Source organism: Allomuricauda sp. R78024, assembly GCF_044596045.1.
Lineage (GTDB): Bacteria > Bacteroidota > Bacteroidia > Flavobacteriales > Flavobacteriaceae > Flagellimonas.
Genome location: NZ_CP138995.1, coordinates 3,108,655 through 3,130,702, shown reverse-complemented (window position 1 = coordinate 3,130,702; position 22,048 = coordinate 3,108,655). Strand labels below are relative to the sequence as shown.

General features: G+C 36.9%; 16 protein-coding genes. 4 read left to right on the top strand and 12 right to left on the bottom strand.

The annotated features are described in order from the left end of the window. Nucleotides 1-61: 61 nt before the first annotated feature. The 8 genes from SJY44_RS14060 to thrA all read right to left on the bottom strand — a co-directional run bounded on the left by SJY44_RS14060 (nt 62) and on the right by thrA (nt 8,801). Nucleotides 62-772, bottom strand: coding sequence for a YebC/PmpR family DNA-binding transcriptional regulator (locus SJY44_RS14060; protein WP_396590219.1), 711 nt, complete (start codon nt 770-772; stop codon nt 62-64). Between the two features lie 78 nt (nt 773-850). Next, complete coding sequence (locus SJY44_RS14055; protein ID WP_298927557.1) at nt 851-1,138, bottom strand: 4a-hydroxytetrahydrobiopterin dehydratase; 288 nt, start codon at nt 1,136-1,138, stop codon at nt 851-853. Between the two features lie 66 nt (nt 1,139-1,204). Further along, nucleotides 1,205-2,026 carry a sugar nucleotide-binding protein gene (locus tag SJY44_RS14050; RefSeq protein WP_298927556.1) on the bottom strand — a complete coding sequence of 274 codons (822 nt, stop codon included), beginning with the start codon at nt 2,024-2,026 and terminating at the stop codon, nt 1,205-1,207. Nucleotides 2,027-2,029: 3 nt separating this feature from the next. After that, nucleotides 2,030-2,944 (bottom strand): glutaminase, encoded by a 915-nt coding sequence (locus tag SJY44_RS14045; RefSeq protein ID WP_396590218.1) that lies wholly within the window; start codon nt 2,942-2,944, stop codon nt 2,030-2,032. Next, the gene (gene gcvT / locus SJY44_RS14040; protein WP_396590217.1) at nt 2,945-4,030 is read right to left on the bottom strand and encodes a glycine cleavage system aminomethyltransferase GcvT; all 1,086 of its coding nucleotides are present in this window, start codon (nt 4,028-4,030) and stop codon (nt 2,945-2,947) included. A 101-nt stretch (nt 4,031-4,131) separates the two neighbouring features. Next, nucleotides 4,132-5,427, bottom strand: a complete 1,296-nt coding sequence (gene thrC / locus SJY44_RS14035; protein WP_396590216.1) for a threonine synthase — start codon at nt 5,425-5,427, stop codon at nt 4,132-4,134. Between the two features lie 4 nt (nt 5,428-5,431). After that, on the bottom strand, nt 5,432-6,355 hold the full coding sequence (locus SJY44_RS14030) for a homoserine kinase (protein ID WP_396590215.1): 924 nt from the start codon (nt 6,353-6,355) through the stop codon (nt 5,432-5,434). A 1-nt stretch (nt 6,356) separates the two neighbouring features. Continuing rightward, complete coding sequence (gene thrA / locus SJY44_RS14025) at nt 6,357-8,801, bottom strand: bifunctional aspartate kinase/homoserine dehydrogenase I (RefSeq protein WP_396590214.1); 2,445 nt, start codon at nt 8,799-8,801, stop codon at nt 6,357-6,359. Nucleotides 8,802-9,051: 250 nt separating this feature from the next. Here thrA and SJY44_RS14020 point away from each other — a divergent pair, with 250 nt between their 5' ends. After that, nucleotides 9,052-10,587: an NAD(P)H-hydrate dehydratase gene (locus SJY44_RS14020; RefSeq protein WP_396590213.1), complete on the top strand. Its 1,536-nt coding sequence runs from the start codon at nt 9,052-9,054 to the stop codon at nt 10,585-10,587. A 14-nt stretch (nt 10,588-10,601) separates the two neighbouring features. On the opposite strand, the gene SJY44_RS14015 is transcribed toward SJY44_RS14020, so the two are convergent. Both SJY44_RS14015 and SJY44_RS14010 read right to left on the bottom strand, forming a co-directional pair. Next, nucleotides 10,602-11,003: an STAS/SEC14 domain-containing protein gene (locus SJY44_RS14015; protein WP_163423429.1), complete on the bottom strand. Its 402-nt coding sequence runs from the start codon at nt 11,001-11,003 to the stop codon at nt 10,602-10,604. Between the two features lie 156 nt (nt 11,004-11,159). Next, nucleotides 11,160-13,715 carry an ATP-dependent Clp protease ATP-binding subunit gene (locus SJY44_RS14010; protein ID WP_298927527.1) on the bottom strand — a complete coding sequence of 852 codons (2,556 nt, stop codon included), beginning with the start codon at nt 13,713-13,715 and terminating at the stop codon, nt 11,160-11,162. Nucleotides 13,716-13,976: 261 nt separating this feature from the next. On the opposite strand from SJY44_RS14010, the gene gyrA reads away from it, so the two are divergent. Continuing rightward, nucleotides 13,977-16,508, top strand: coding sequence for a DNA gyrase subunit A (gyrA, locus tag SJY44_RS14005; RefSeq protein ID WP_299167875.1), 2,532 nt, complete (start codon nt 13,977-13,979; stop codon nt 16,506-16,508). A gap of 33 nt (nt 16,509-16,541) precedes the next feature. After that, the gene (locus SJY44_RS14000; protein ID WP_298927521.1) at nt 16,542-17,804 is read left to right on the top strand and encodes a tetratricopeptide repeat protein; all 1,263 of its coding nucleotides are present in this window, start codon (nt 16,542-16,544) and stop codon (nt 17,802-17,804) included. 49 nt (nt 17,805-17,853) lie between these two features. Here the strand turns inward: SJY44_RS14000 and SJY44_RS13995 are convergent, their stop codons facing one another. Next, complete coding sequence (locus tag SJY44_RS13995; protein ID WP_396590212.1) at nt 17,854-18,606, bottom strand: NlpC/P60 family protein; 753 nt, start codon at nt 18,604-18,606, stop codon at nt 17,854-17,856. Nucleotides 18,607-18,628: 22 nt separating this feature from the next. Continuing rightward, a complete protein-coding gene (locus SJY44_RS13990) occupies nt 18,629-19,804 on the bottom strand; it encodes an acetyl-CoA C-acyltransferase (RefSeq protein ID WP_396590211.1) in 1,176 nt (391 codons plus the stop codon). Between the two features lie 113 nt (nt 19,805-19,917). On the opposite strand from SJY44_RS13990, the gene SJY44_RS13985 reads away from it, so the two are divergent. Next, nucleotides 19,918-21,954, top strand: coding sequence for an HD family phosphohydrolase (locus SJY44_RS13985; protein WP_396590210.1), 2,037 nt, complete (start codon nt 19,918-19,920; stop codon nt 21,952-21,954). Nucleotides 21,955-22,048: the final 94 nt, after the last annotated feature.

Genomic DNA, 22,048 nt, shown 5'->3' with positions numbered 1-22,048 from the left:
GAGTTTGTTAATTGGTCGACAAAGAATGCCTCACTTTACAAACGATAATTTTAAATAAATTCTATTCTTGCATTGTATGATAGACGTTCTGGACGTCATCATCCTCTTCTATTTTTTCCAATAGCTTTTCCACATCAGCGGCTTGTTCTTCGGTTAATGCCTTTGTAACTTGTGGAATACGTTCAAATCCAGAGGATAAGATTTCCAAACTTCTGTTTTCCAATTCTTTTTGGATGGCTCCAAAGCTTTCAAAAGGTGCATATATTAATATGCCGTCCTCGTCAACAAATACTTCCTCCGCTCCAAAATCAATCATTTCCAACTCAAGCTCCTCCGGATCTATTCCTTCAGCAGGAATACGGAAATTACATGTATGGTCAAACATGAATTCTACAGAACCCGATGTTCCCAGACTACCATTGCATTTGTTGAAATAACTTCTGATGTTAGCTACTGTTCTGGTATTATTATCAGTTGCAGTTTCTACAAGTATAGCGATACCATGCGGTGCATAACCTTCAAACAAAACCTCTTTATAATCGCCTAGACTTTTGTCGCTCGCTCTTTTTATTGCTCGCTCCACATTGTCCTTGGGCATGTTGACGGATTTGGCATTCTGAATGACCGCTCGTAACCTAGAGTTGGAATCGGGATCTGGCCCACCTTCTTTTACTGCCATTACAATATCCTTGCCTATACGTGTAAAGGCTTTGGACATTGCAGACCAACGTTTCATTTTTCGCGCTTTTCTAAATTCAAATGCTCTTCCCATGAATTATTTTTGGTTATGGATAGGGGGCAAATTTAGCAAAAAAAGCCCCTTTGTCAAGTGCAACTTATAGCTGTATCACTATTTGTTATTGACAATTTTTTCTATGCTTTTAGCAAGGTTGAAATCATTTTGGGTAATACCACCTACATCATGTGTATTTAATTTGATGGTGAGATTATTGTATACATTTTCCCAGTTAGGATGATGATTTTGTTTTTCACATTCAAAGGCAATCCTCGTCATTATGGAAAAGGTGTCTTTAAAATCTTGGAACTTAAATGATTTCCAAATTGCACCATCCATATAAGCCCATCCGTCTATGTCCTTTAGAAACTCTTCAATCTGGTCAATACTTAACTTTTCCATTAACTTTCAATTTTCCTAAAGTTAGCTAAATCACTTTTAAATTTTCAAAAAACAATTTTCAAAAAATTAATCAACCGTAATATGATGATCAATAATATCTTGATAGCGAATCCTAAGGTTTTTAGGTAGTTTATTATCCTTGGGCAATGCTGCTAAATAGCGATCTTCATTAGTGGTAAAGACTCGTTTTAGCAAGGGATGAAAATTCCCCATACGTTTTATAACCTCCTTAATGAACTCCTCGTGTTGAATTAGATCTACACTACCTAAATGAAAAACACCGCTTTTATCCCTATTGATTAAATAATGAATTTGTTGGGTAAGTTTGTCATCATTGGTAACATTTATAATAAGGTTTGGAAACACGTCTATAGGTTCATTATTTTCCAAACATGTTCTAATTTCCTTAACCCTGGGCGATGTATTTCCAAAAACCATTGGGACTCTCAAAATAGCGGTTTTCTCTTTCGGTAACCGCATCATCATATTCTCTATCTTGATCTTAAGCCTGCCATAAACACTTTCCGAAAGTGTTTTGTCAGATTCGTATGAAGGAAATTTACTATATGCATCAAAAACATTGGCAGAAGAGATAAAATATAATTTGGACTCATGCTTTATAATGTATTCCATTAAATGCTGATGCGCTTGAATCTGGGAGCCAAAATTTCCACGTAAAGCAGAAATAATGAAATCGGGATTTACCTTTTCCAAAACATGAAAAATATCGTCTTCCTCTAAGTCATATCTGTAAAACTGCTGGTTTTTAGAGAAAGAGGTATTGGAACAATAGGTGCCATATGTGTCAAAGTAGGAGCAGAGTTCTTTGTAGATGGCGTTGCCTATAAAACCACTTGCCCCAAGTATGAGTATCTTTTTTTTATCCAAATATTAAAATATTGACAAACCGGTATCGGTCGTTAGTTTTTCCAAAGCCAGCATACCTAGTTTGGAATTTCCTTTTTTATTTAATCCAGGTGACCATGTAGCTACACAAAACGTATTGGGTAATAAGGCAACAATTCCTCCACCTACACCACTTTTTCCAGGCAAGCCTACCTCAAAGGCAAATTCCCCTGCCTCATCATAAAAACCACAACTAAGCATTATGGCATTAATACGTTTTACCTGTGGCAATTTTAGGTAGTTGTTATTTTGCAAGCAGTTTCCCCTGTTCATGAAAATGTAGAAAACCTTCACCAATTGTTCGCATGACATTTTAATGGAACAAGAATGGAAATAAAAATCCAATACCGTTTCAACATCGTTTTCTAAGTTTCCAAAGGATTTTATTAAATACGCGGCAGCATAGTTTCTGAAACCGGTTCTTTTTTCTGATTCTGCAACTTTTTCATCATAAGAGATGGAAGGGTCATTGGCAATGCCTTGAACATATTTTAAAAAATCTGATTTTGGATCTTTTAGATTTGAAATTAAAATGTCACTTATAACTATGGCTCCTGCATTTATTAAGGGGTTCCTAGGAATACCGTTCTCCATTTCCAATAGGGATAGATGGTTGAATGGGTCCCCAGATGGTTCCACACCAACACGCTTCCACAAATCTTCACCAATCATGGAAAAAGCCATGGATAAGGACAACACTTTTGAAATACTTTGTATTGAAAACTGTTCATTGGAATCCCCAGCTTTATATTCAACGCCATTATTATCCAATATGCAGATACCAAATTTGTTGGGATCAATGTTGGATAGTTCGGGGATATAGTTTGCCACTTTGCCCTTGTCAGTTTGCCTTTTGGCTTCGTTGACAATTTTTTTTATGATGGGCTGAAAGTCTTTCATTTATGATTTGTAAAATGGAAGTTTTACAATAGTGGCGGGAACTTGATTTTTTCTTATCTGAATGTGTATTTTACTATCTACTTTTGAATTTTCCGTAGTAACATATCCCAAACCAATCCCTTTTGAAAGAGAAGGGGACATGGTGCCAGATGTGACTTTTCCAATTTCATTCCCTTCTTCATTTAATATAACATAACCACTTCTTGGAATTCCTTTCTCTTCCATTTGGAAAGCAATTAATTTTCGCTTGGGTCCTTCTTCCTTTTCTTTTGCCAAAGCTTTGCTGTTGACAAAATCTTTGGTGAATTTGGTAACCCACCCTAATCCTGCTTCTAACGGAGAAGTAGTGTCATCAATATCGTTACCATAGAGACAATATCCCATTTCTAACCTAAGTGTATCCCTGGCAGCTAAACCAATAGGTTTTATCCCAAAACCTGCTCCTGCCTCCAATACCTTGTCCCAAACCTGTTTGACCTCAGTGTTTTTACAATAAATCTCAAACCCTCCAGAACCTGTATAGCCAGTTGCTGAAATAATAACATGTTCTATACCTGCAAAATCACCAACAACAAAGTTGTAGAACTTTATTGAGGAAAGATCAATGGAAGACAAGGATTGCATAGCATCAACAGCTTTGGGGCCTTGAATTGCCAATAAGGAATACTCATCAGATAGGTCACGTAGTGTGGCCCCAATCACTTCATTGTATTTTGAAATATGATTCCAATCTTTTTCAATATTTGAAGCATTCACCACCAATAGATACGTTTCTTCTTTTATCTTATAAACGATTAAATCGTCGACAATCCCACCTGTCTCATTGGGAAAGCAACTATATTGTGCCTTACCAATTAACAGTTTGGAAGCATCGTTAGACGTTACTTTTTGGATGAGCTCCAATGCCTTGGGGCCTTCAAGAAGAAATTCGCCCATATGCGAAACATCAAATACGCCAACGGCCTTTCTAACAGTTTCATGTTCAATATTTATTCCCTCATAAGACACTGGCATATTATAGCCAGCAAAGGGAACCATTTTAGCTCCTAAAGAAATATGTGTTTCACTTAATGCGGTAGATTTCATGACATCAATTTATGGGATAAATTTATTGATTTCACCCAAGATGAGCTTATTTACCAACTAATGTTTTGAACAATGTGATGTTAATTGGGAAGAGAAACCAGCTAACTATCCTTCAAATAGGATTTTAGCTCTTCATACGAACTGATTTTGATTGATTTTTTTTCCTTGCCCATTACTTTTTGGATTTGGGGAGGTATTTCTGGAGAAAGACCTAGCGTATCCTCAACAACATCTAAAAACTTCACTGGGTGCGCTGTTTCCAAGAAGATGCCGTACACATTTGGATTTGATTTTTGATATTCTTTAAGGCCAAGATAACCTACCGCACCGTGGGGGTCGGCCACGTATCCAGATTCAGAATAAATCTTTTGCATCGCTGATTTTGTGGCTTCATCCAAGAAAGAGTAGGATGAAAGGTTTTCTTGAAGTTTTGAAAAGTCATTTTGATACAAATGTCTAATTCGTACAAAATTACTGGGGTCACCAACATCCATTGCGTTTGAAATTGTTGCTACGGATGGCATAGGTTCATAAACACCATTCTGCATAAAACTTGGAACCACATCATTGGCATTTGTAGATGCTATAAAATGTTTCACGGGCATTCCCAGTTTTTGGGCTACTATTCCAGCACAAATATTTCCAAAATTACCAGAGGGTACTGAGAAGACAATTTCTTTGTTTTTGGATTTTGCTTGTTTGTATGCAAATAAGAAATAGAACAGTTGCGGCAACCATCGTGCTATATTAATACTGTTCGCAGAGGTCAATTTCTTTTGACTGGTAATTTCCGTATCCAGAAAAGCGGTTTTTACCATACGCTGACAATCATCAAAAGTGCCACTCACCTCCATGGCTACAATATTTTGTCCTAAAGTAGTTAACTGTTTCTCTTGAATGTCACTTACTTTTCCACTAGGATAAAGGATGACCACATTTACCCCTTTAACACCCAAAAAGCCGTTTGCCACAGCACCGCCAGTATCTCCGGATGTAGCTACAAGTACTGTAACCTGACTAGTTTTATCCTTTGAAAAGTAGCCTAGACAGTTGGCCATAAATCTTGCCCCTACATCTTTAAATGCCATGGTGGGACCGTGAAAAAGCTCAAGTGTAGCGACATTCTCTTCAATTTCCACTACTGGAAAATCAAAATCCAGCACATTCTTAATGATTTCCTCTAAAATTTCATCAGGAAGATCAGCACTCACAAATTGATGAATTGCTTTGAAGGCTATCTGATGATTAGAGTAGGAATCTATGTTTTTAAAAAAATCTGAAGACAATGACTGAATTTCTTCTGGAAAATAAAGTCCTTTATCTGGAGCGATACCTGCAATGACTGCTTCTTTAAAGGAAGCTTGAATGCTGGAATTGTTTAAACTATAAAACTTCATAGATTTATGCTATTCTTTTTACTCCTTCTGTATTGACTTTGGAAACATGAATATCAAAAGGAATTCCAATATTCCTATAGGTTTCTTTCATGGATTCTGCTACTGCTTGGGCCACGTTTTCTCCTTTGCTCAAAGCAAAAATGGAAGGACCGGAACCCGAAATTCCACATCCTAATGCTCCAACTTCTATTGCATTTGATTTTATATCATCGAAGCCTGGAATCAATATTGACCGAATAGGCTCTACTATATGATCTTCTAAAGAACGTCCTATCAAATCGTAATCATTCTTAAAAAGACCGGCAATAAGACCGCCTACATTGCCCCATTGTTGTATTCCTTTTTCAAGAGTAATATTCGTCTTTAAAATCTTTCTGGAATCAGAGGTTTTAACTTCAATCTGTGGATGAATTACGGTAGCAAAAAGCTCACTTGGAGTTGGTATAGAAACAATGTCCAATGGCTTGTAACTCCTTACCAAGGTAAATCCACCATATATAGCAGGAGCTACATTGTCCGCGTGGGCAACATCACTTGCTAATTTTTCCCCTTGCATGGCAAATTGAACCAATTCCAGATTGGAAAAAGGTTTTCCCAACAATTCATTCATTGCCCATACTGCTCCTGCGGAGCTAGCAGCACTGCTCCCTATTCCGCTTCCTGGCTTGATTTTTTTATCTATTTCAATTTCAAAACCTCCTTGATAATCACTTTTTTCTAATAGTGCTAAACCCGCAACGCCAGAAACATTTAGGTTGGTTTCCAATGGTAGTTTCTGCCCTAAAATTTTGGTGATTGTTATTCCTTTTTCTGATGTTTTTCTGACTATCATTTCATCACCCACAGCATCCAATGCTAGTCCAAGGACATCAAACCCGCAGGATACATTGGCAATAGTTGCCGGACAAAAAACCTTTATTTCTTCCATCTTAGAAATTCCCGATTCGTATGATATCAGCAAAGATACCAGAAGCTGTGACTTCGGCACCTGCACCTGCACCTTTAATAATTAGGGGTTGATTTGGATATCGTTCTGTATAAAACAACACAATGTTGTCGCTACCCTCTAGATTATAAAAATCGTGTCCCTTGGGTATTCTTTGAAGCCCAACCTTTGCTTTCCCATTTTCAAACTGCGCTACATACTTAAGTTTACTATCAACATCTTTAGCTTCTTTAAACAGTTTTTGAAACGTTACCTCATTTTTCTTCAAGGATTCGAAAAAGGCTTCATTGGAATTGGTCTCCAAACTTTCTTTAGGTAAAAAGGCATCGTTTTCTATTTGTTCTATATCCAATTGGTTGCCACTCTCCCTTGCTAGAATTAGAATCTTTCGCATTACATCTATACCACTTAGGTCTATAGTCGGGTCAGGCTCGGTATATCCCTCTTCTTGAGCTTGCTTTACAATATCATGAAAGGTAACGGAATCATTAAAATTGTTAAAGACAAAATTTAAGCTACCAGACAGTACTGCCTGAATCTTTTTCACTTTATCTCCAGAAGCAATAAGATGTTTTAAAGTATCAATTATAGGAAGCCCGGCCCCAACATTGGTCTCAAACAAAAATGGCGAATTGTATTGCTTTGCCAATTGTTTCAACTTTCTGTAATAGTCATAATCAGAAGAACAGGCAATTTTATTGCAAGTCACCACCGAGATGCTATTTTTAAGGTAATCAGGATAGCTTTCCGAAACCTGACCACTTGCAGTATTGTCCACAAAAACACTATTACGATAGTTTAATGTTTTTACAGTTTTAAAAAACGCTTCTTTATCCGCTTTTTGGCCATTTGCCAAAGTAGTTTCCCAATCCTTTAATGAGATTCCATCTTCATCAAAGGTCATAGTTCTAGAGTTACTTATGCCAATAACCCTAACATTTAGTTTAAGCTCTTCTTTTAAGTATTTTTTCTGTTGTTTTATTTGGTTAAGGAATTTGGAACCCACGTTCCCAACTCCCATTACAAAGAGATTGAGTTGTTTTATATTTTCTTCAAAAAACTCTTCATGCAATGAGTTAAGAGCTTTCTTCACATCTGTTTTTGTAATTACCGCAGAAATGTTGCGTTCTGAAGCACCTTGCGCAATAGCTCTGATATTTACATTGTTCTTTCCTAAAGTACTGAACATTTTACCACTCAGCCCCTGATGGCTTTTCATATTGTCCCCAACTAGAGCAACAATGGCTAAATCCTTTTCAACCAGTACAGGTTTTATTTTTGTACTGGCAATTTCATAGTCAAAAGCCGTATTCACCGCTTCTATTGCTTTTTCAACGTCCTCATCAGAAATACCTACGCAGATGGAATGTTCAGAAGAAGCTTGTGTTATGAGTACTACGCTTATATTTTCTAGGGATAAGGTTTCAAAAAAACGTTTTGATATTCCAGGAACACCTATCATGCCAGGTCCTTCTAAAGAAAGTAAGCTAATATTCCCTACATGACTTATACCTCTTACTGTTTTTCCGTTGCCATTATTGTTTTTGGCAATATAGGTTCCCTCATCTTCAGGCTTAAAAGTATTTTTGATGACAATTGGGATTTCCTTGCTCAAAACAGGTTGAATAGTAGGAGGATAAAGCACCTTGGCTCCAAAGTGCGATAGTTCCATCGCTTCCTCATAACTAATGTTGGATACACACTTTGCCTGTTTCACCAATTTGGGATTGGCCGTAAACATACCGCTAACATCTGTCCAAATCTCAAGAATATCTGCTTCTTGGGCTGCAGCGATAATTGCTGCCGTATAGTCTGAACCACCTCTTCCTAAAGTAGTAGAATTCCCAGAACTGCTTGAAGCAACAAACCCGGGAAGTACAGTTATCCGATGTTTGGCTTTTTCAAAATAAGTATTACAATTGCTATAGGTCTTTTCAACGTTAACATTTGCATTGCCATATTTTTCATCAGTGGTAATTAATTGTCTACTGTCCTTAAATTCTGCATCTAAACCGTCAGTTTTAAAGAATTCACTAATTATAAATGAAGAAAGTAGTTCTCCATAGCTTACTATCTTATCTGATAGTTTGGGAGTGAGTTCTCCAATTAAAAATGAACCTTCCAAAAGGGTTTCCAAAACGTTTAAATCACTTTTTACCTTGCTTAAAATGGTGCTTTGAGCTTGAACGGGGATGAGCTCTCTAATTGCTTCAATGTGTTTATCTTCGATTTCTTTGAGGCCTTTTTTATAGCTTAGATCTTGATTTGAAGCCAAATGAGAGGTATTGAGCAGTAGATCTGTAATACCACCAAATGCAGATACTACAACAGCTACTTTCTTAGCATTACTGTTTTGAACAATTGCTTTAACTCGATTTATATTTTCTGGATTGGCTACCGATGTGCCACCAAATTTTAAGACTTTCATGATTAAATTGTGTTGTAAAATGTTGAAATAGATTAAATGCAGACGGAAACAATTAGTAGATTACCCCAAAGGGGTGGTAGTAGCAATAGTGAAGATAGATGAAAAAGATTCCATCAATAAAGGGTTAATATCCGTTTGTTTAAATTGCATAGTACAATAATCGAAATCAAAAGTAGTACTTTTGAGTTCTTCCTCAAATGATTCTAAAATTTTTGCGAAATCTATAGTAATAATCAATTTTTCTTGTTGAATGAAAATTTTTACCGCCAGTCAAATCTATGAAGCTGATAAATTCACAATAAACAAACAGCAAATTACAAGTGACACCCTAATGGAAAGAGCTGCTACCAAGCTATTTGAGTGGATGCATACCAGATTACAGGGCGCGCAAGTTAAAATTCATCTGTTTTGCGGTATTGGCAATAATGGAGGTGATGGTGTTGCATTGGCAAGGCACCTTCATGAGAATGGGTACGATATTGCGGTTTATGTGGTCAATTACAGTGAAAAACGGTCGAAAGATTTTTTGATAAATCTGGATAGATTAAAAGAACGAAAATTGTGGCCCGAGTTTTTAGATTCTGATTGTTCTTTTCCTGAGATAAAGCCCAATGACATTATTGTAGATGCAATTTTTGGAATAGGATTGAATAGGGCGCCAGATGTATGGGTTGCCAAACTTATCAAACATTTAAATTCCTCTTCTGCGTTTGTCCTTTCGGTGGACATTCCTTCAGGATTACCTTCAAATAGAAGTCCATGGGAAGCAGAACATGTTGTACGCGCTAGTTATGTGTTAAGCTTTCAAGTCCCCAAACTGGTATTTTTTCTCCCAGAAACGGGAGTATACCAAAATCAATGGGAAATCTTGGATATTGGATTAGATGCTGAGTTTTTGGTTAATACTGATGCAGATTATGAACTGATGGGTAGACCAGAAATCTTACCAATGTATCGCCCCCGGCTTAAATTTTCTCATAAAGGTACTTACGGGCATTCTGTAATTATTGGTGGAAGTTATGGTAAGATAGGTGCAGTGCAATTGGCAAGCAATGCTTGTTTGTCTGTAGGCAGCGGATTGGTAACTGCCTTTGTGCCAGAATGTGGATATCATTCTTTACAGACTGCAATTCCTGAAATAATGGTTCTTACGGATGATGAGGATGAAAGTATAAGTGAGATTAATGTTCCTTTTGAACCTGCTGCGATAGGAACAGGAATGGGTATGGGGACCAAAGATGAAACAGTCAAGGCTTTTGGTTCGTTTTTAAAGAAGGTTGAAATCCCTGTGGTAATCGATGCGGATGGTCTAAATATTTTGGCAAAACAACCTATCTTGATAAAAGATATTCCCAAGCAATCAGTTTTGACTCCTCATCCAAAAGAATTGCAACGTTTAATAGGGGAGTGGAACGATGACTTTGATAAACTGGAAAAAGCCAAAGCTTTTTCAATCAAAAATGACTGTATTTTGGTAGTTAAGGGAGCTCATAGCATTACTATCTATAAGGATAAAGGGTTTGTGAATACAACAGGAAATCCAGGTATGGCCACAGCTGGAAGTGGAGATGCTTTAACAGGAATGATCACAGGTTTAATGGCTCAAGGATATGCTCCTTTACATGCCACTATTTTTGGAGTTTATTTGCATGGTCTGGCTGGAGACATTGGTGTCTCCATGGATGGTTATGAAGCTTTAAAAGCTTCTAGTATAGTTGAAAATATTGGTAAGGCTTATATGGAATTATTAAGACCACCCAATCAAGAAAATGAAGAAGAAGCTTAAATTTTATTTTCTAGTTACTTTTTTTTGAGTCTTTTTTTAACCCAAGCCAGTGCATTGTCATACTCTATAAAGAATTCCATATTCTTTTTGTAAAAAAGCTTCTCTATTTTAAAATTGTGCATGTCAATTTCTTTCTTGGAAACAATTGCGAAAGCTTTTAGATTTTCCATCCCTCTTAAATAATTATAGATGGTGGGATCCACGGCATATGAGTTTTTCCGAAGACTTATGTAACCAAAGTCTTTATCCCTAAAGTGTATTTCTGAAATTCCAATGATTTGATAAGCTCTCTCCAGTGTTAATGTAGCACCTTCGTCAAAAGTAGAAACCATATAGTTGTTAAAAACCTGAACACTTCCAATGTCTAGTTGGTATTCACGTACAACAATAGCTTTCTTGTTAGAAGCAATTTTCATTCTCCAATATATTATAGTGTCTCTTTGACGAAAATATACCTAATAGAATAGGAGCAGAAAAATATTAGACTAAAGGCGCAAATATCGTGTGTACGGTAAATTTGCTTAAAAGAAAAAGAGCCGACAAAACTGTCGACTCTTTACTATGATTGTCTTTTATTGTTCCGTTTTGGGCGTTTTTTCAGGTTTTTTGATTTTTATGGTGAGCTCTTCTTTTTTCTCATCCAAGTCCATAAAAATACTATCACCTTCGTCCAGTTTGGAATTTACAATTTCCTCAGCAAGGGCATCTTCTATATACTTCTGAATTGCTCTCTTTAAAGGTCTTGCACCATATTGTTTGTCAAATCCTTTTTCGGCAATATAGTCCTTGGCCTTTTTGGTAAGGTTAAGGTCGTATCCAATATCTTTAATTCTGCCAAATAACTTGTCAAGTTCAATATCTATAATCTTATGAATGTCTTCACGTTCTAATGAGTTAAAGACAACGACATCATCAATTCTATTTAAGAACTCTGGCGCAAATGCTTTTTTCAATGCACTTTCAATAACGCTTTTCTGATGACCGTCTGCTTGTGCCTTCTTGGCTGCAGTACCAAATCCAACACCTTGTCCAAAATCTTTTAACTGACGTGCTCCAATATTGGAGGTCATTATGATTATACTGTTTCTAAAATCGATTTTTCTACCTAAACTATCTGTAAGAAATCCATCATCCAAAACCTGCAACAACATATTGAAAACATCTGGATGAGCTTTTTCAACTTCATCTAAAAGAATTACTGAATATGGTTTACGACGCACTTTTTCAGTTAATTGTCCACCTTCTTCATAACCAACATATCCTGGAGGTGCACCTACTAATCTAGAAATGGCGAATTTTTCCATGTATTCGCTCATATCAATTCGGATAAGGGCATCTTCAGAGTCAAAAAGTTCTTTTGCAAGAATCTTGGCCAATTGGGTTTTTCCAACCCCGGTTTGTCCCAAAAAAATAAAAGAGCCGATAGGTTTGTTAGGATCTTTTAATCCGGCTCTATTACGTTGAATTGCCTTGGCCACTTTGGCAACTGCTTCATCTTGCCCAATAACAAAACCTTTTATTAACTCAGGTAATTCAGCAAGTTTATTACTTTCAGTTTGGGCAATTCTGTTTACGGGAATACCGCTCATCATTGAAACTACATCAGCAACATTATCTTCAGAAACCGTCTCACGATTCAGTTTACTATCTTCTTCCCATCTCTCTTGAGCTGAAGCTAGTTCCTTTTCCAATCGTTTTTCGTCATCCCTTAGTTTAGCTGCCTCTTCGTATTTCTGCTTTTTAACGACACTGTTCTTAAGCTCACGAACATCTTCCAATTGACCCTCAAGTTCCAAAATCTGTTTTGGAACATCCATGTTTACAATATGTACTCTTGAACCTGCCTCATCTAAAGCATCAATTGCTTTGTCTGGCAAGAATCGATCCGTCATATAGCGATTGGTCAACTTTACGCAAGCTTTAATTGCATCATCAGTATATGTAACGTTATGATGATCTTCATACTTTCCTTTAATGTTCATCAAAATTTCAATAGTCTCCTCCACTGTTGTGGGTTCAACAATTACTTTTTGAAATCTTCTCTCAAGAGCACCATCTTTTTCAATGTATTGACGATATTCATCAAGAGTGGTTGCACCTATACATTGAATTTCACCTCTTGCAAGTGCAGGTTTGAACATATTTGAAGCATCTAAGCTTCCTGTTGCGCCGCCAGCACCTACAATAGTATGTATTTCATCAATGAATAAAATGATATCGTCATTCTTCTCCAACTCGTTCATCACCGCCTTCATACGTTCTTCAAACTGTCCACGATATTTTGTACCAGCTACCAATGAGGCTAAATCTAATGTTACAACTCGCTTGTTGTAAAGAATTCTTGAAACCTTTTTGTTAATAATTCTCAAAGCCAGTCCTTCGGCTATTGCACTTTTACCAACACCAGGTTCACCTATAAGCAAGGGATTGTTTTTCTTTCTTCTGCTTAATATTTGGGATACCCGCTCAATTTCTTTTTCTCTTCCAACAACAGGGTCCAATTTATTTTCTTCTGCCATTTTGGTCAAATCACGACCAAAGTTGTCTAAAACAGGCGTTTTAGACTTTTTGGCTCCTTTTTGTGCTGAGCCAGAACCAAAAGTACTTTCCTTAGAATCCCCAGTATCATCCGAGTCACTCGGAAAAGATTCTGCATGTGGAGTATCTAAATAATCATCATCACTGGTGATCATAGATTTAAATTGCTCCTTTACATTGTCATAGTCCACTTTAAGCTTGTGCAATAGTTTTGTAGTGGGGTCATTTTCATTTCTAAGAATACAAAGTAAAAGATGCGCTGTATTTATGGAAGAACTTTGAAACAGCTTAGCTTCAAGAAAAGTGGTTTTTAAAGCACGTTCTGCTTGCCTTGTAAGGTGCAAGTTCTTTTTGTCTTTTTGTATTGTACCGGTATTTGGATTAGCTGGACTAAGAATCTCAACTTTTCTTCTTAAATGATCCAAATCCACATCTAAGGCATCCAAAATATTAATGGCTTTGCCATTTCCATCTCTTAAAAGTCCCAACATTAAATGCTCAGTTCCTATAAAATCATGCCCTAATCTAAGGGCTTCCTCCTTGCTATAAGCAATAACGTCTTTTACTCTAGGGGAAAAATTATCGTCCATACACTTCCTTTTCAGCAATTAAAATTAATAAAAGTATCCTTACCGTAGTCAAATACTGTACCCATATTCGATAAAGTAGTAGTTAAAGTCGAAATAAGGGACACTTTTTACAAGGTTTAACATAGCTTTATTACTGATATTAAATCGAAAGTAATACTGTTGATAATTTTTTTAATAAAGTAAGCATCAGTTGTTTTGAAAGGTACGATTTTGCGTATATTGGCATGATATTTTAACCACAAAAAACTACAAGATTTTAGCATGGCGGAAGGAGAAAAGTTAATTCCTATCAACATTGAAGATGAGATGAAATCTGCCTACATTGATTATTCAATGTCGGTCATTGTGTCACGTGCCCTGCCAGATGTAAGGGACGGACTTAAACCTGTTCATAGAAGGGTATTGTATGGTATGCACGAATTAGGTGTTAGATCCAATAGTGCACACAAGAAATCTGCCCGTATTGTAGGGGAGGTATTAGGTAAGTATCACCCACATGGTGACACCTCGGTCTATGATTCAATGGTGCGTATGGCACAGGAATGGAGTTTGAGGTATATGCTTGTTGATGGACAGGGGAACTTTGGTTCAGTAGATGGAGACAGTCCTGCAGCAATGCGTTATACTGAAGCAAGAATGCGTAAGATAGCTGATGATATGTTAGCGGATATTGATAAAGATACCGTTGATCATCAGTTAAATTTTGATGATTCTTTAAAAGAACCTACCGTTCTCCCAACACGTGTTCCAAGCTTATTGGTGAATGGAGCATCTGGTATTGCAGTAGGTATGGCAACTAATATGGCTCCCCACAACTTATGCGAAGTAGTTGATGGTACTGTTGCCTATATTGAAAATAACGATATTGAAATAGATGAGCTAATAACCCATATAAAAGCACCAGATTTTCCTACTGGAGGTATCATTTATGGTTATGATGGCGTTAAAGAAGCTTTTCATACTGGTAGAGGACGCGTCGTAATGCGAGCCAAAGCTACTTTTGAAGAAGTGCAGGGTAGAGAATGTATCATTGTGACAGAGATTCCATACCAGGTCAATAAGGCAGACATGATTAAAAAGACTGCTGACCTTGTCAATGACAAAAAGATTGAGGGAATTTCTACAATTCGTGATGAATCAGATAGAAAAGGTATGCGCATCGTTTACATTTTAAAACGAGATGCCATTCCTAACATTGTTCTGAACATGCTGTACAAATACACGGCATTACAATCCTCTTTCAGTGTTAATAATATTGCTCTTGTAAACGGAAGACCAAGATTGCTCAATCTTAAAGAAATTATCCACTATTTTGTTGAGCATAGACATGAAGTAGTGGTTAGAAGAACCAAGTTCGAGCTTAAAAAAGCAGAAGACCGAGCACATATCCTTGAAGGTCTTATCATAGCTTCTGATAATATTGATGAGGTAATTGCGATAATCAGGGCTTCTTCGAATGTTGATGAAGCGAGAGCCACCTTGATGGAGCGCTTCAAACTGACCGAAATTCAGGCCAAAGCTATTGTAGAAATGCGCTTGCGCCAGCTTACAGGACTGGAACAAGATAAGTTGAGGGAAGAATATGATGAGCTTAAAAAAACCATAGAAGATTTAAAAGACATCCTTGATAAGAAAGAAAGAAGAATGCAAATCATTAAAGATGAATTGCAAGAGGTAAAGGATAAGTATGGGGATGAAAGAAGGTCAGAAATAAATTTTGCAGGTGGTGATTTGAGCATTGAAGATATGATTCCTGATGAGCAGGTTGTTATAACAATTTCGCATGCGGGATACATTAAAAGAACACCTTTAACAGAATATAAGACGCAGAATAGAGGTGGAGTAGGCCAGAAAGCGTCTTCAACACGAAATGAAGATTTCTTGGAACATCTTTTTGTGGGGACCAACCACCAATACATGTTGTTCTTTACACAAAAAGGAAAATGTTTCTGGATGCGTGTTTATGAAATACCAGAAGGAAGTAGAACATCCAAAGGAAGAGCCATTCAGAATCTAATCAATATTGAAAATGAAGATAAGGTTAAAGCCTTTATTTGTACTCAAGATTTAAAGGATGAAGATTATGTTAATGGTCATTATGTGATTATGGCCACCAAAAAAGGTACTGTTAAAAAGACCTCTTTGGAGCAATATTCAAGACCACGTCAAAATGGTATTAATGCAATAACCATTAGAGATGAAGATGAATTGCTTGAAGCTAAGTTAACCACGGGTACCAGTCAAATTTTCTTAGGGTTGAAATCTGGTAAGGCAATTCGTTTTGAAGAAGGAAAGACCAGACCTATGGGCAGAAATGCTTCTGGAGTGCGTGGGATTACCCTGGCCAATGTTGATGATGAGGTTATAGGCATGGTTTCAGTGCATAACTTTGAGGATGATATCTTAGTAGTTTCTGAAAACGGATACGGAAAACGTTCAACTATTGATGATTATAGAGTTACCAACAGAGGAGGTAAAGGAGTCAAAACAATCTCGGTTACTGATAAAACGGGTAATTTGGTTGCCATCAAAAATGTTTCTGATTCGGATGATTTAATGATCATTAATAAATCAGGTATTGCTATTAGAACCAGCGTTGAGGATTTAAGGGTTATGGGAAGAGCTACGCAAGGTGTGAGACTCATTAATTTAAAGGATAATGACTCCATTGCTGCCGTTGCTAAGGTTATGAAGGACGAAGATGCCGTAGATGAAGTGGATATCCTTGATATTGAGGTTAATGGAGAAGATGGCACAGCAATTGATAATAGTTCAGATGAAACAAAAGAGTAAACATAAACACTAATAATTATAATTACATTTAAAATGAAGACTAAAGTTTTAATACTACTAGCCATAGGGATTTCTACGATGGGCTTTTCCCAAAAAAATGAAATCAAGGCAGCAGAAAAAGCACTTAAAGTAGGAGATTCCGAAAGTGCTAAGACCGCTCTGGATGGAGCTGCATCTTTAATTGATGCTGCTGATGCCAAAGTACAAGCACAATATTACGCTGTTAAGGGTAATACTTATTCTGATTTGGCCAAGAAAGGAGATGCAACAGCTTTTCAACCCGCAATTGATGCTTTTAACAAAGTCATTACTATTGAGGAAGCAGCTGGTAAAGAAAAATACACTACAGTGGCTAGACAGAGTTTGGCCCAAATAACAGCAGATTTAGTAAATGCTGCCGTTGCGGACAATAACGACAAGAAATTTGGAGAAGCCGCTGAAAAACTGTACCAGGCATATAAATTGAGTCCAACAGACACACTCTATTTATACTATGCTGCCAGTAGTGCGGTAAATGGTCAAAACTACGAGAAGTCATTGGAATATTATGATGAGCTGAAGGAAGTTGGCTATGATGGTAGTGATGTTACTTTCACTGCGGTAAATATTGAAACCGGAGAAGTTGAGACCATGGACAAGAATACCAGGGACCTTTATGTTAAAGCTGGAACCCATAAGGATCCAAAAGAAGAAAAATCTCCTTCAAAAAAGGCTGAAATTGTAAAAAACATTGCCTTAATAAACCAACAATTGGGAGATAATGACAAAGCCCTAGCAGCATATGCAGAGGCAAGAGCAGTAGATCCAAATGATGTTAACTTGGTTTTAGGTGAAGCTAATTTATACTATGCCATGGGTGATAAGGATAAATTCAAGGTTTTGATGGCCGAAGCTTCTGACATGGCTCCTGATAATGCAGATTTGCTTTATAATATTGGCGTTATAAATATGGAGCAAGGTAACTTGGAAGAGGCCAGAGAAGCATATAAAAAGACTTTGGCGATTGATCCTGGTTACATTAATGCCCTATTGAACCTTTCAACAACTTATGTAAACGAAGGTAACGGCCTTATTGATGAAATGAACACTCTTGGCAGCTCAAGATCAGATATTGCAAGATATGATGAATTGAAAAAGCAAAAAGATGATTTGTTTTTGGAAGGTGGAAAAATCTTGGAGGATGCGTTAAAAACAAATCCAGACAATCAAAGTGTTTTGGCTCAACTAAAGAACATATATGGTGCTTTGGGTGATACTGAAAACTTTATGAGAATTAAAAAGCTACTGGGAGAATAATTTTCCCTTGTACTGATAAATAAAAAAGCTCCGATAATCGGGGCTTTTTTTATATCACTTTTTTAATAACCCTGAGCTTATGGGTATATTGCTTTTTTTGCGTGTTAAAAATACCCGTATGATCAATACGGTCAATGCGCACATGCCCATGGGCATGGATGATATAGTTGTCCTTCAAAATAATCCCAACATGATCAATAATTCCTTCATTATTATCAAAAAAAGCTAAATCTCCTGCTTCACTTTCTTCAATAAAACTTAAAGCTTCACCTTGTTTGGATTGTTGTTCGGCACCTCTTTTTAGTGCATGTCCATTTATTTTATAGACCATTTGAGTAAATCCAGAACAATCCACGCCAAACGGAGTCTTTCCACCGCTTTGGTAGGGTGCTTTCAAGTATAACAAAGCAATATCTATCAAACTTGATTTCTGGTTTGCTCCTTCTATGTAATTCCCTTCAAAAATGTGCTGTAAAGCTTCCGTTTTAGAAACCATAGACCCGAGTAGAATAGGCATCAGCATTTCATCTTTGGTACATACATGAGAGATAATATCTGATGAAAATCTTTGATTTCCACTTGAGTTTAGTATGTCAAACTCATCTTCGGGTATCAAAGTAATTTGATTGTTGGAAACCCAACCTTCACAATGGTCGTATGCAACTCTAATTCTACTCCATTTTTTTCTATGCTCCAAAACTTTAAAATGTTCCCCATACAATAATTGAGAGACCATTTCGCTGCTATCATCAGGGAGTGTTCTAATGGGAACAATACTTAGATGGCAAATTCCGTATTGCATCTATTTAATGAGCTTGAATAAATTAATTTCTTTCTAAAACAATTGCAGAAGCACCACCTCCGCCATTACAAATAGCCGCAGCGCCAAGTTTTGCATTGTTCTGCTCAAGTACGTTAAGCAAGGTAATCGTAATTCGTGCTCCTGAGCAACCCAAAGGATGCCCTAATGAAACAGCTCCACCATTTACGTTTACATTAGAATCTTGTAAACCCAAAAGCTTCATATTGGCAAGACCAACAATAGAAAAGGCTTCATTGAGCTCAAAAAAATCTATATCTTCTATAAGGACTCCGGCTCTATCCAAAGCTTTGGGCAAGGCCTTTGCTGGAGCAGTGGTAAACCATTCAGGTTCATGTGCTGCATCAGCATACCCCTTTATTGTTGCTAAAGGAGTAAGGTTCAATTCAGAAGCTTTATCTGCGCTCATGAGCACTACGGCGGCTGCACCATCATTGATGGTCGAAGCATTGGCAGCAGTAACGGTACCGTCTTTGGAAAAAGCAGGTCTTAACGCAGGGATTTTCTCCATTTTTACATTAGCATATTCCTCATCTTCGCTAACAATGATTGGCTCTCCTCTACGTTGGGGAACTTCAACAGGAACAACTTCATTGGCAAATTTGCCAGCTTTCCAAGCTTCGGCAGACCTGTTATAAGATTGAATTGCATATGCGTCCTGTTCTTCCCTACTAAAGTTGTGCTCTGCGGCACATGCGTCAGCACAAACTCCCATGGCATTTTGATCATAAGCATCAACTAACCCATCCTTTTGCATACCATCCACAAAAGTTGCAGGTCCAAATTTCAGCCCATTTCTCATATAAGCATAATGGGGGATAAGGCTCATGTTTTCCATACCTCCGGCCACTACGATAGAATTTTCTCCTAAAGCAATGGATTGTGCTGCTTGCATTATGGCTTTCATGCCAGAAGCACATACCTTATTGATTGTAGTGCAAGGAACCGTATTTGGGATTCCTGCATATATAGCGGCTTGTCTTGCGGGAGCCTGACCGGTTCCTGCTTGTACAACGTTGCCCATTAAAACCTCCTCTACTTGCTCTGGTTTTAAATTAATCTTTTCCAATGCTCCTTTTATGGCAATAGAGCCCAATTTAGGTGCGGGAACACTTGACAATGAACCCATAAAACTTCCAATTGGAGTTCTAACTGCTGAAACAATAACTACTTTATTCATGTATGCATTTTTACTGATGCGAAAATACTAAATTTAAATGCAAAGCTCTAGTCTGTAAGAGGAGCACTACTTCTTATTTATATTTTCTATTTTTGATGCTAACAGTACACAGAATGGGAAAAACTTTGGATAATGTTTACAAGCATCAATCACTTGCCTACAAGTATTTTCTGTATTTAGTTTCTGTAGCACTTATTGTATTCTTTTTTCCAAAGGGAGGTAAGTTCAAATATGAATTTCAAAAGGGGAAACCCTGGCAGTATGAAAACCTATATGCCCCTATTGATTTCTCTATAAAGAAGACTGAAGTAGAGATAGCTGATGAGCAACGTTCACTCCGTGATAACAAAACAGATTACTACACTTTTGATGGTGATGTACCTGTTGCAGCAAAAAAGGCACTACAAACCGATTTAGAAGGGTTTTTTGCACAAAGTGCCTACCCAAGCCCACAACAAAGAATTATACAGAATGCTGGACTGGAAGTATTAGATAGTATTTATGGCGTAGGTGTATTTCAAGATTTGCCAACTTCCAGTTCTATTCTACTTGTTAAGAATAATGAGGCCCGCCCGCTAGGTTCCAATAGCTTTAAGGATTTACCTGAGTCCAAGAAAAGAGTTTCATCAATTTTATCCACTAAAAGAACTCCAGCTAAGGAAGTTTTGGAAACATTGATAGTTAGAGTAATAGAAACAAATGTCTTTTTTGATGAAGCGCTTACTGAAAGGGCATTGGAAGAAGAATTATCTAAAATTTCTTTTACAAGAGGTGAAGTTTCAGAAGGAAGATTAATCATTGCTAAAGGTGAAGTAGTAGAGGCAGAAAATTTTAAGATTCTAAATTCTTTGAAGGAAGAATATGAATCCGAATTATGGCGAGGAGATAATTATTATTTCATCCTTTTGGGGTATACTATTTTGGTAGCCTTAGTGTTGATTATGTTGTTCCTTTTCTTAAAAAGGTATCGGACCGAAATATTCCAGAATAACAATAAGGTCACATTCATTTTTGTGAACGTTTTGCTAATGGTTTTTGCAACCACACTAATGGTGAAGAATAATGAGAGCTATGTCTATGTGGTGCCTCTTTGCATTCTCCCTTTGATTCTTAAAAACTTTTTTGACGCTAGATTGGGATTGTTTGTTCACGTGCTAACCGTTCTTATACTTGGGTTTGTGGTTCCCAATAGTTTTGAATATATCTTTTTACAGATTATTGCAGGTATCGTAACCATTTTAACCGCATCAGAACTCTATAAACGTGCCAATCTATTTATCTCGGTAGGGCAGATTACGTTGATATATATTATTGGGTATTTTGCGTTTCATGCAATCCATGAGGGTAATCTTGAAAATATTGAATGGATACTGTTTGGGGTTTTCATCTTAAATGGACTTTTAACGCTTTTTGCTCAACCTCTTATTTATATGTATGAAAAAATATTTGGTTTAATATCAGATGTTTCTCTATTGGAGCTTTCAGATACCAATTCCAAGTTATTGAAGGAATTATCGGATAAAGCCCCGGGTACATTTCATCACTCTCTTCAAGTAGCCAATCTTGCAGAAGCTGCTGCCAACGAAATTGGGGCTAATGCCATGTTGGTTAGGGTAGGGGCCTTGTATCATGATATTGGAAAGATGGGTAAACCAAGTTTTTTTATTGAAAATCAAATAACAAGCGTGAATCCGCATGATGATTTGCCGCCTAAGGAAAGCGCAAAGATTATTATTGATCATGTGATACATGGAATTGAAATAGCAAGAAAAAATAACCTTCCGGATAGGATAATAGATTTTATAAGAACGCATCACGGTACAACCTTGGTTTTTTACTTTTTTAAAAAACAACAGGAATTGGAACAAGAAGTAGACGAAAAAGATTTTAGATATCCAGGTCCTATTCCATTTTCCAAAGAGACTGCAATTTTAATGATAGCAGATTCTGTTGAAGCGGCCTCAAAAAGTTTAAAGAACCCAACTTACATCATTATTGATGAATTTGTGGAGAAAATTGTAAAAGGGCAAATGCAGGCCAATCAGTTTTTAAACGCCAATATTACCCTTAAAGAAATAGAAATGGTAAAGAAAGTTTTAAAACAAAAACTAACCAATATTTACCATTTAAGAGTGGAGTACCCTGAGTAATTTATTTACTAAATAATTACGGTTTAAAAAAATCGAAAAATAGTTGCGATGTTACAAATGAAAGGGTATTTTTGCATCCGCGTTTTGCGTAGGT

Excerpts from the sequence above, each read along its gene's own strand:
- SJY44_RS14060 (WP_396590219.1), bottom strand. The coding sequence starts at position 772 with ATGGGAAGAGCATTTGAATTTAGAAAAGCGCGAAAAATGAAACGTTGG.
- SJY44_RS14055 (WP_298927557.1), bottom strand. The coding sequence starts at position 1,138 with ATGGAAAAGTTAAGTATTGACCAGATTGAAGAGTTTCTAAAGGACATA.
- SJY44_RS14045 (WP_396590218.1), bottom strand. The coding sequence starts at position 2,944 with ATGAAAGACTTTCAGCCCATCATAAAAAAAATTGTCAACGAAGCCAAA.
- gcvT (WP_396590217.1), bottom strand. The coding sequence starts at position 4,030 with ATGAAATCTACCGCATTAAGTGAAACACATATTTCTTTAGGAGCTAAA.
- thrC (WP_396590216.1), bottom strand. The coding sequence starts at position 5,427 with ATGAAGTTTTATAGTTTAAACAATTCCAGCATTCAAGCTTCCTTTAAA.
- SJY44_RS14030 (WP_396590215.1), bottom strand. The coding sequence starts at position 6,355 with ATGGAAGAAATAAAGGTTTTTTGTCCGGCAACTATTGCCAATGTATCC.
- thrA (WP_396590214.1), bottom strand. The coding sequence starts at position 8,801 with ATGAAAGTCTTAAAATTTGGTGGCACATCGGTAGCCAATCCAGAAAAT.
- SJY44_RS14020 (WP_396590213.1), top strand. The coding sequence starts at position 9,052 with ATGAAAATTTTTACCGCCAGTCAAATCTATGAAGCTGATAAATTCACA.
- SJY44_RS14015 (WP_163423429.1), bottom strand. The coding sequence starts at position 11,003 with ATGAAAATTGCTTCTAACAAGAAAGCTATTGTTGTACGTGAATACCAA.
- SJY44_RS14010 (WP_298927527.1), bottom strand. The coding sequence starts at position 13,715 with ATGGACGATAATTTTTCCCCTAGAGTAAAAGACGTTATTGCTTATAGC.
- gyrA (WP_299167875.1), top strand. The coding sequence starts at position 13,977 with ATGGCGGAAGGAGAAAAGTTAATTCCTATCAACATTGAAGATGAGATG.
- SJY44_RS14000 (WP_298927521.1), top strand. The coding sequence starts at position 16,542 with ATGAAGACTAAAGTTTTAATACTACTAGCCATAGGGATTTCTACGATG.
- SJY44_RS13995 (WP_396590212.1), bottom strand. The coding sequence starts at position 18,606 with ATGCAATACGGAATTTGCCATCTAAGTATTGTTCCCATTAGAACACTC.
- SJY44_RS13990 (WP_396590211.1), bottom strand. The coding sequence starts at position 19,804 with ATGAATAAAGTAGTTATTGTTTCAGCAGTTAGAACTCCAATTGGAAGT.
- SJY44_RS13985 (WP_396590210.1), top strand. The coding sequence starts at position 19,918 with ATGGGAAAAACTTTGGATAATGTTTACAAGCATCAATCACTTGCCTAC.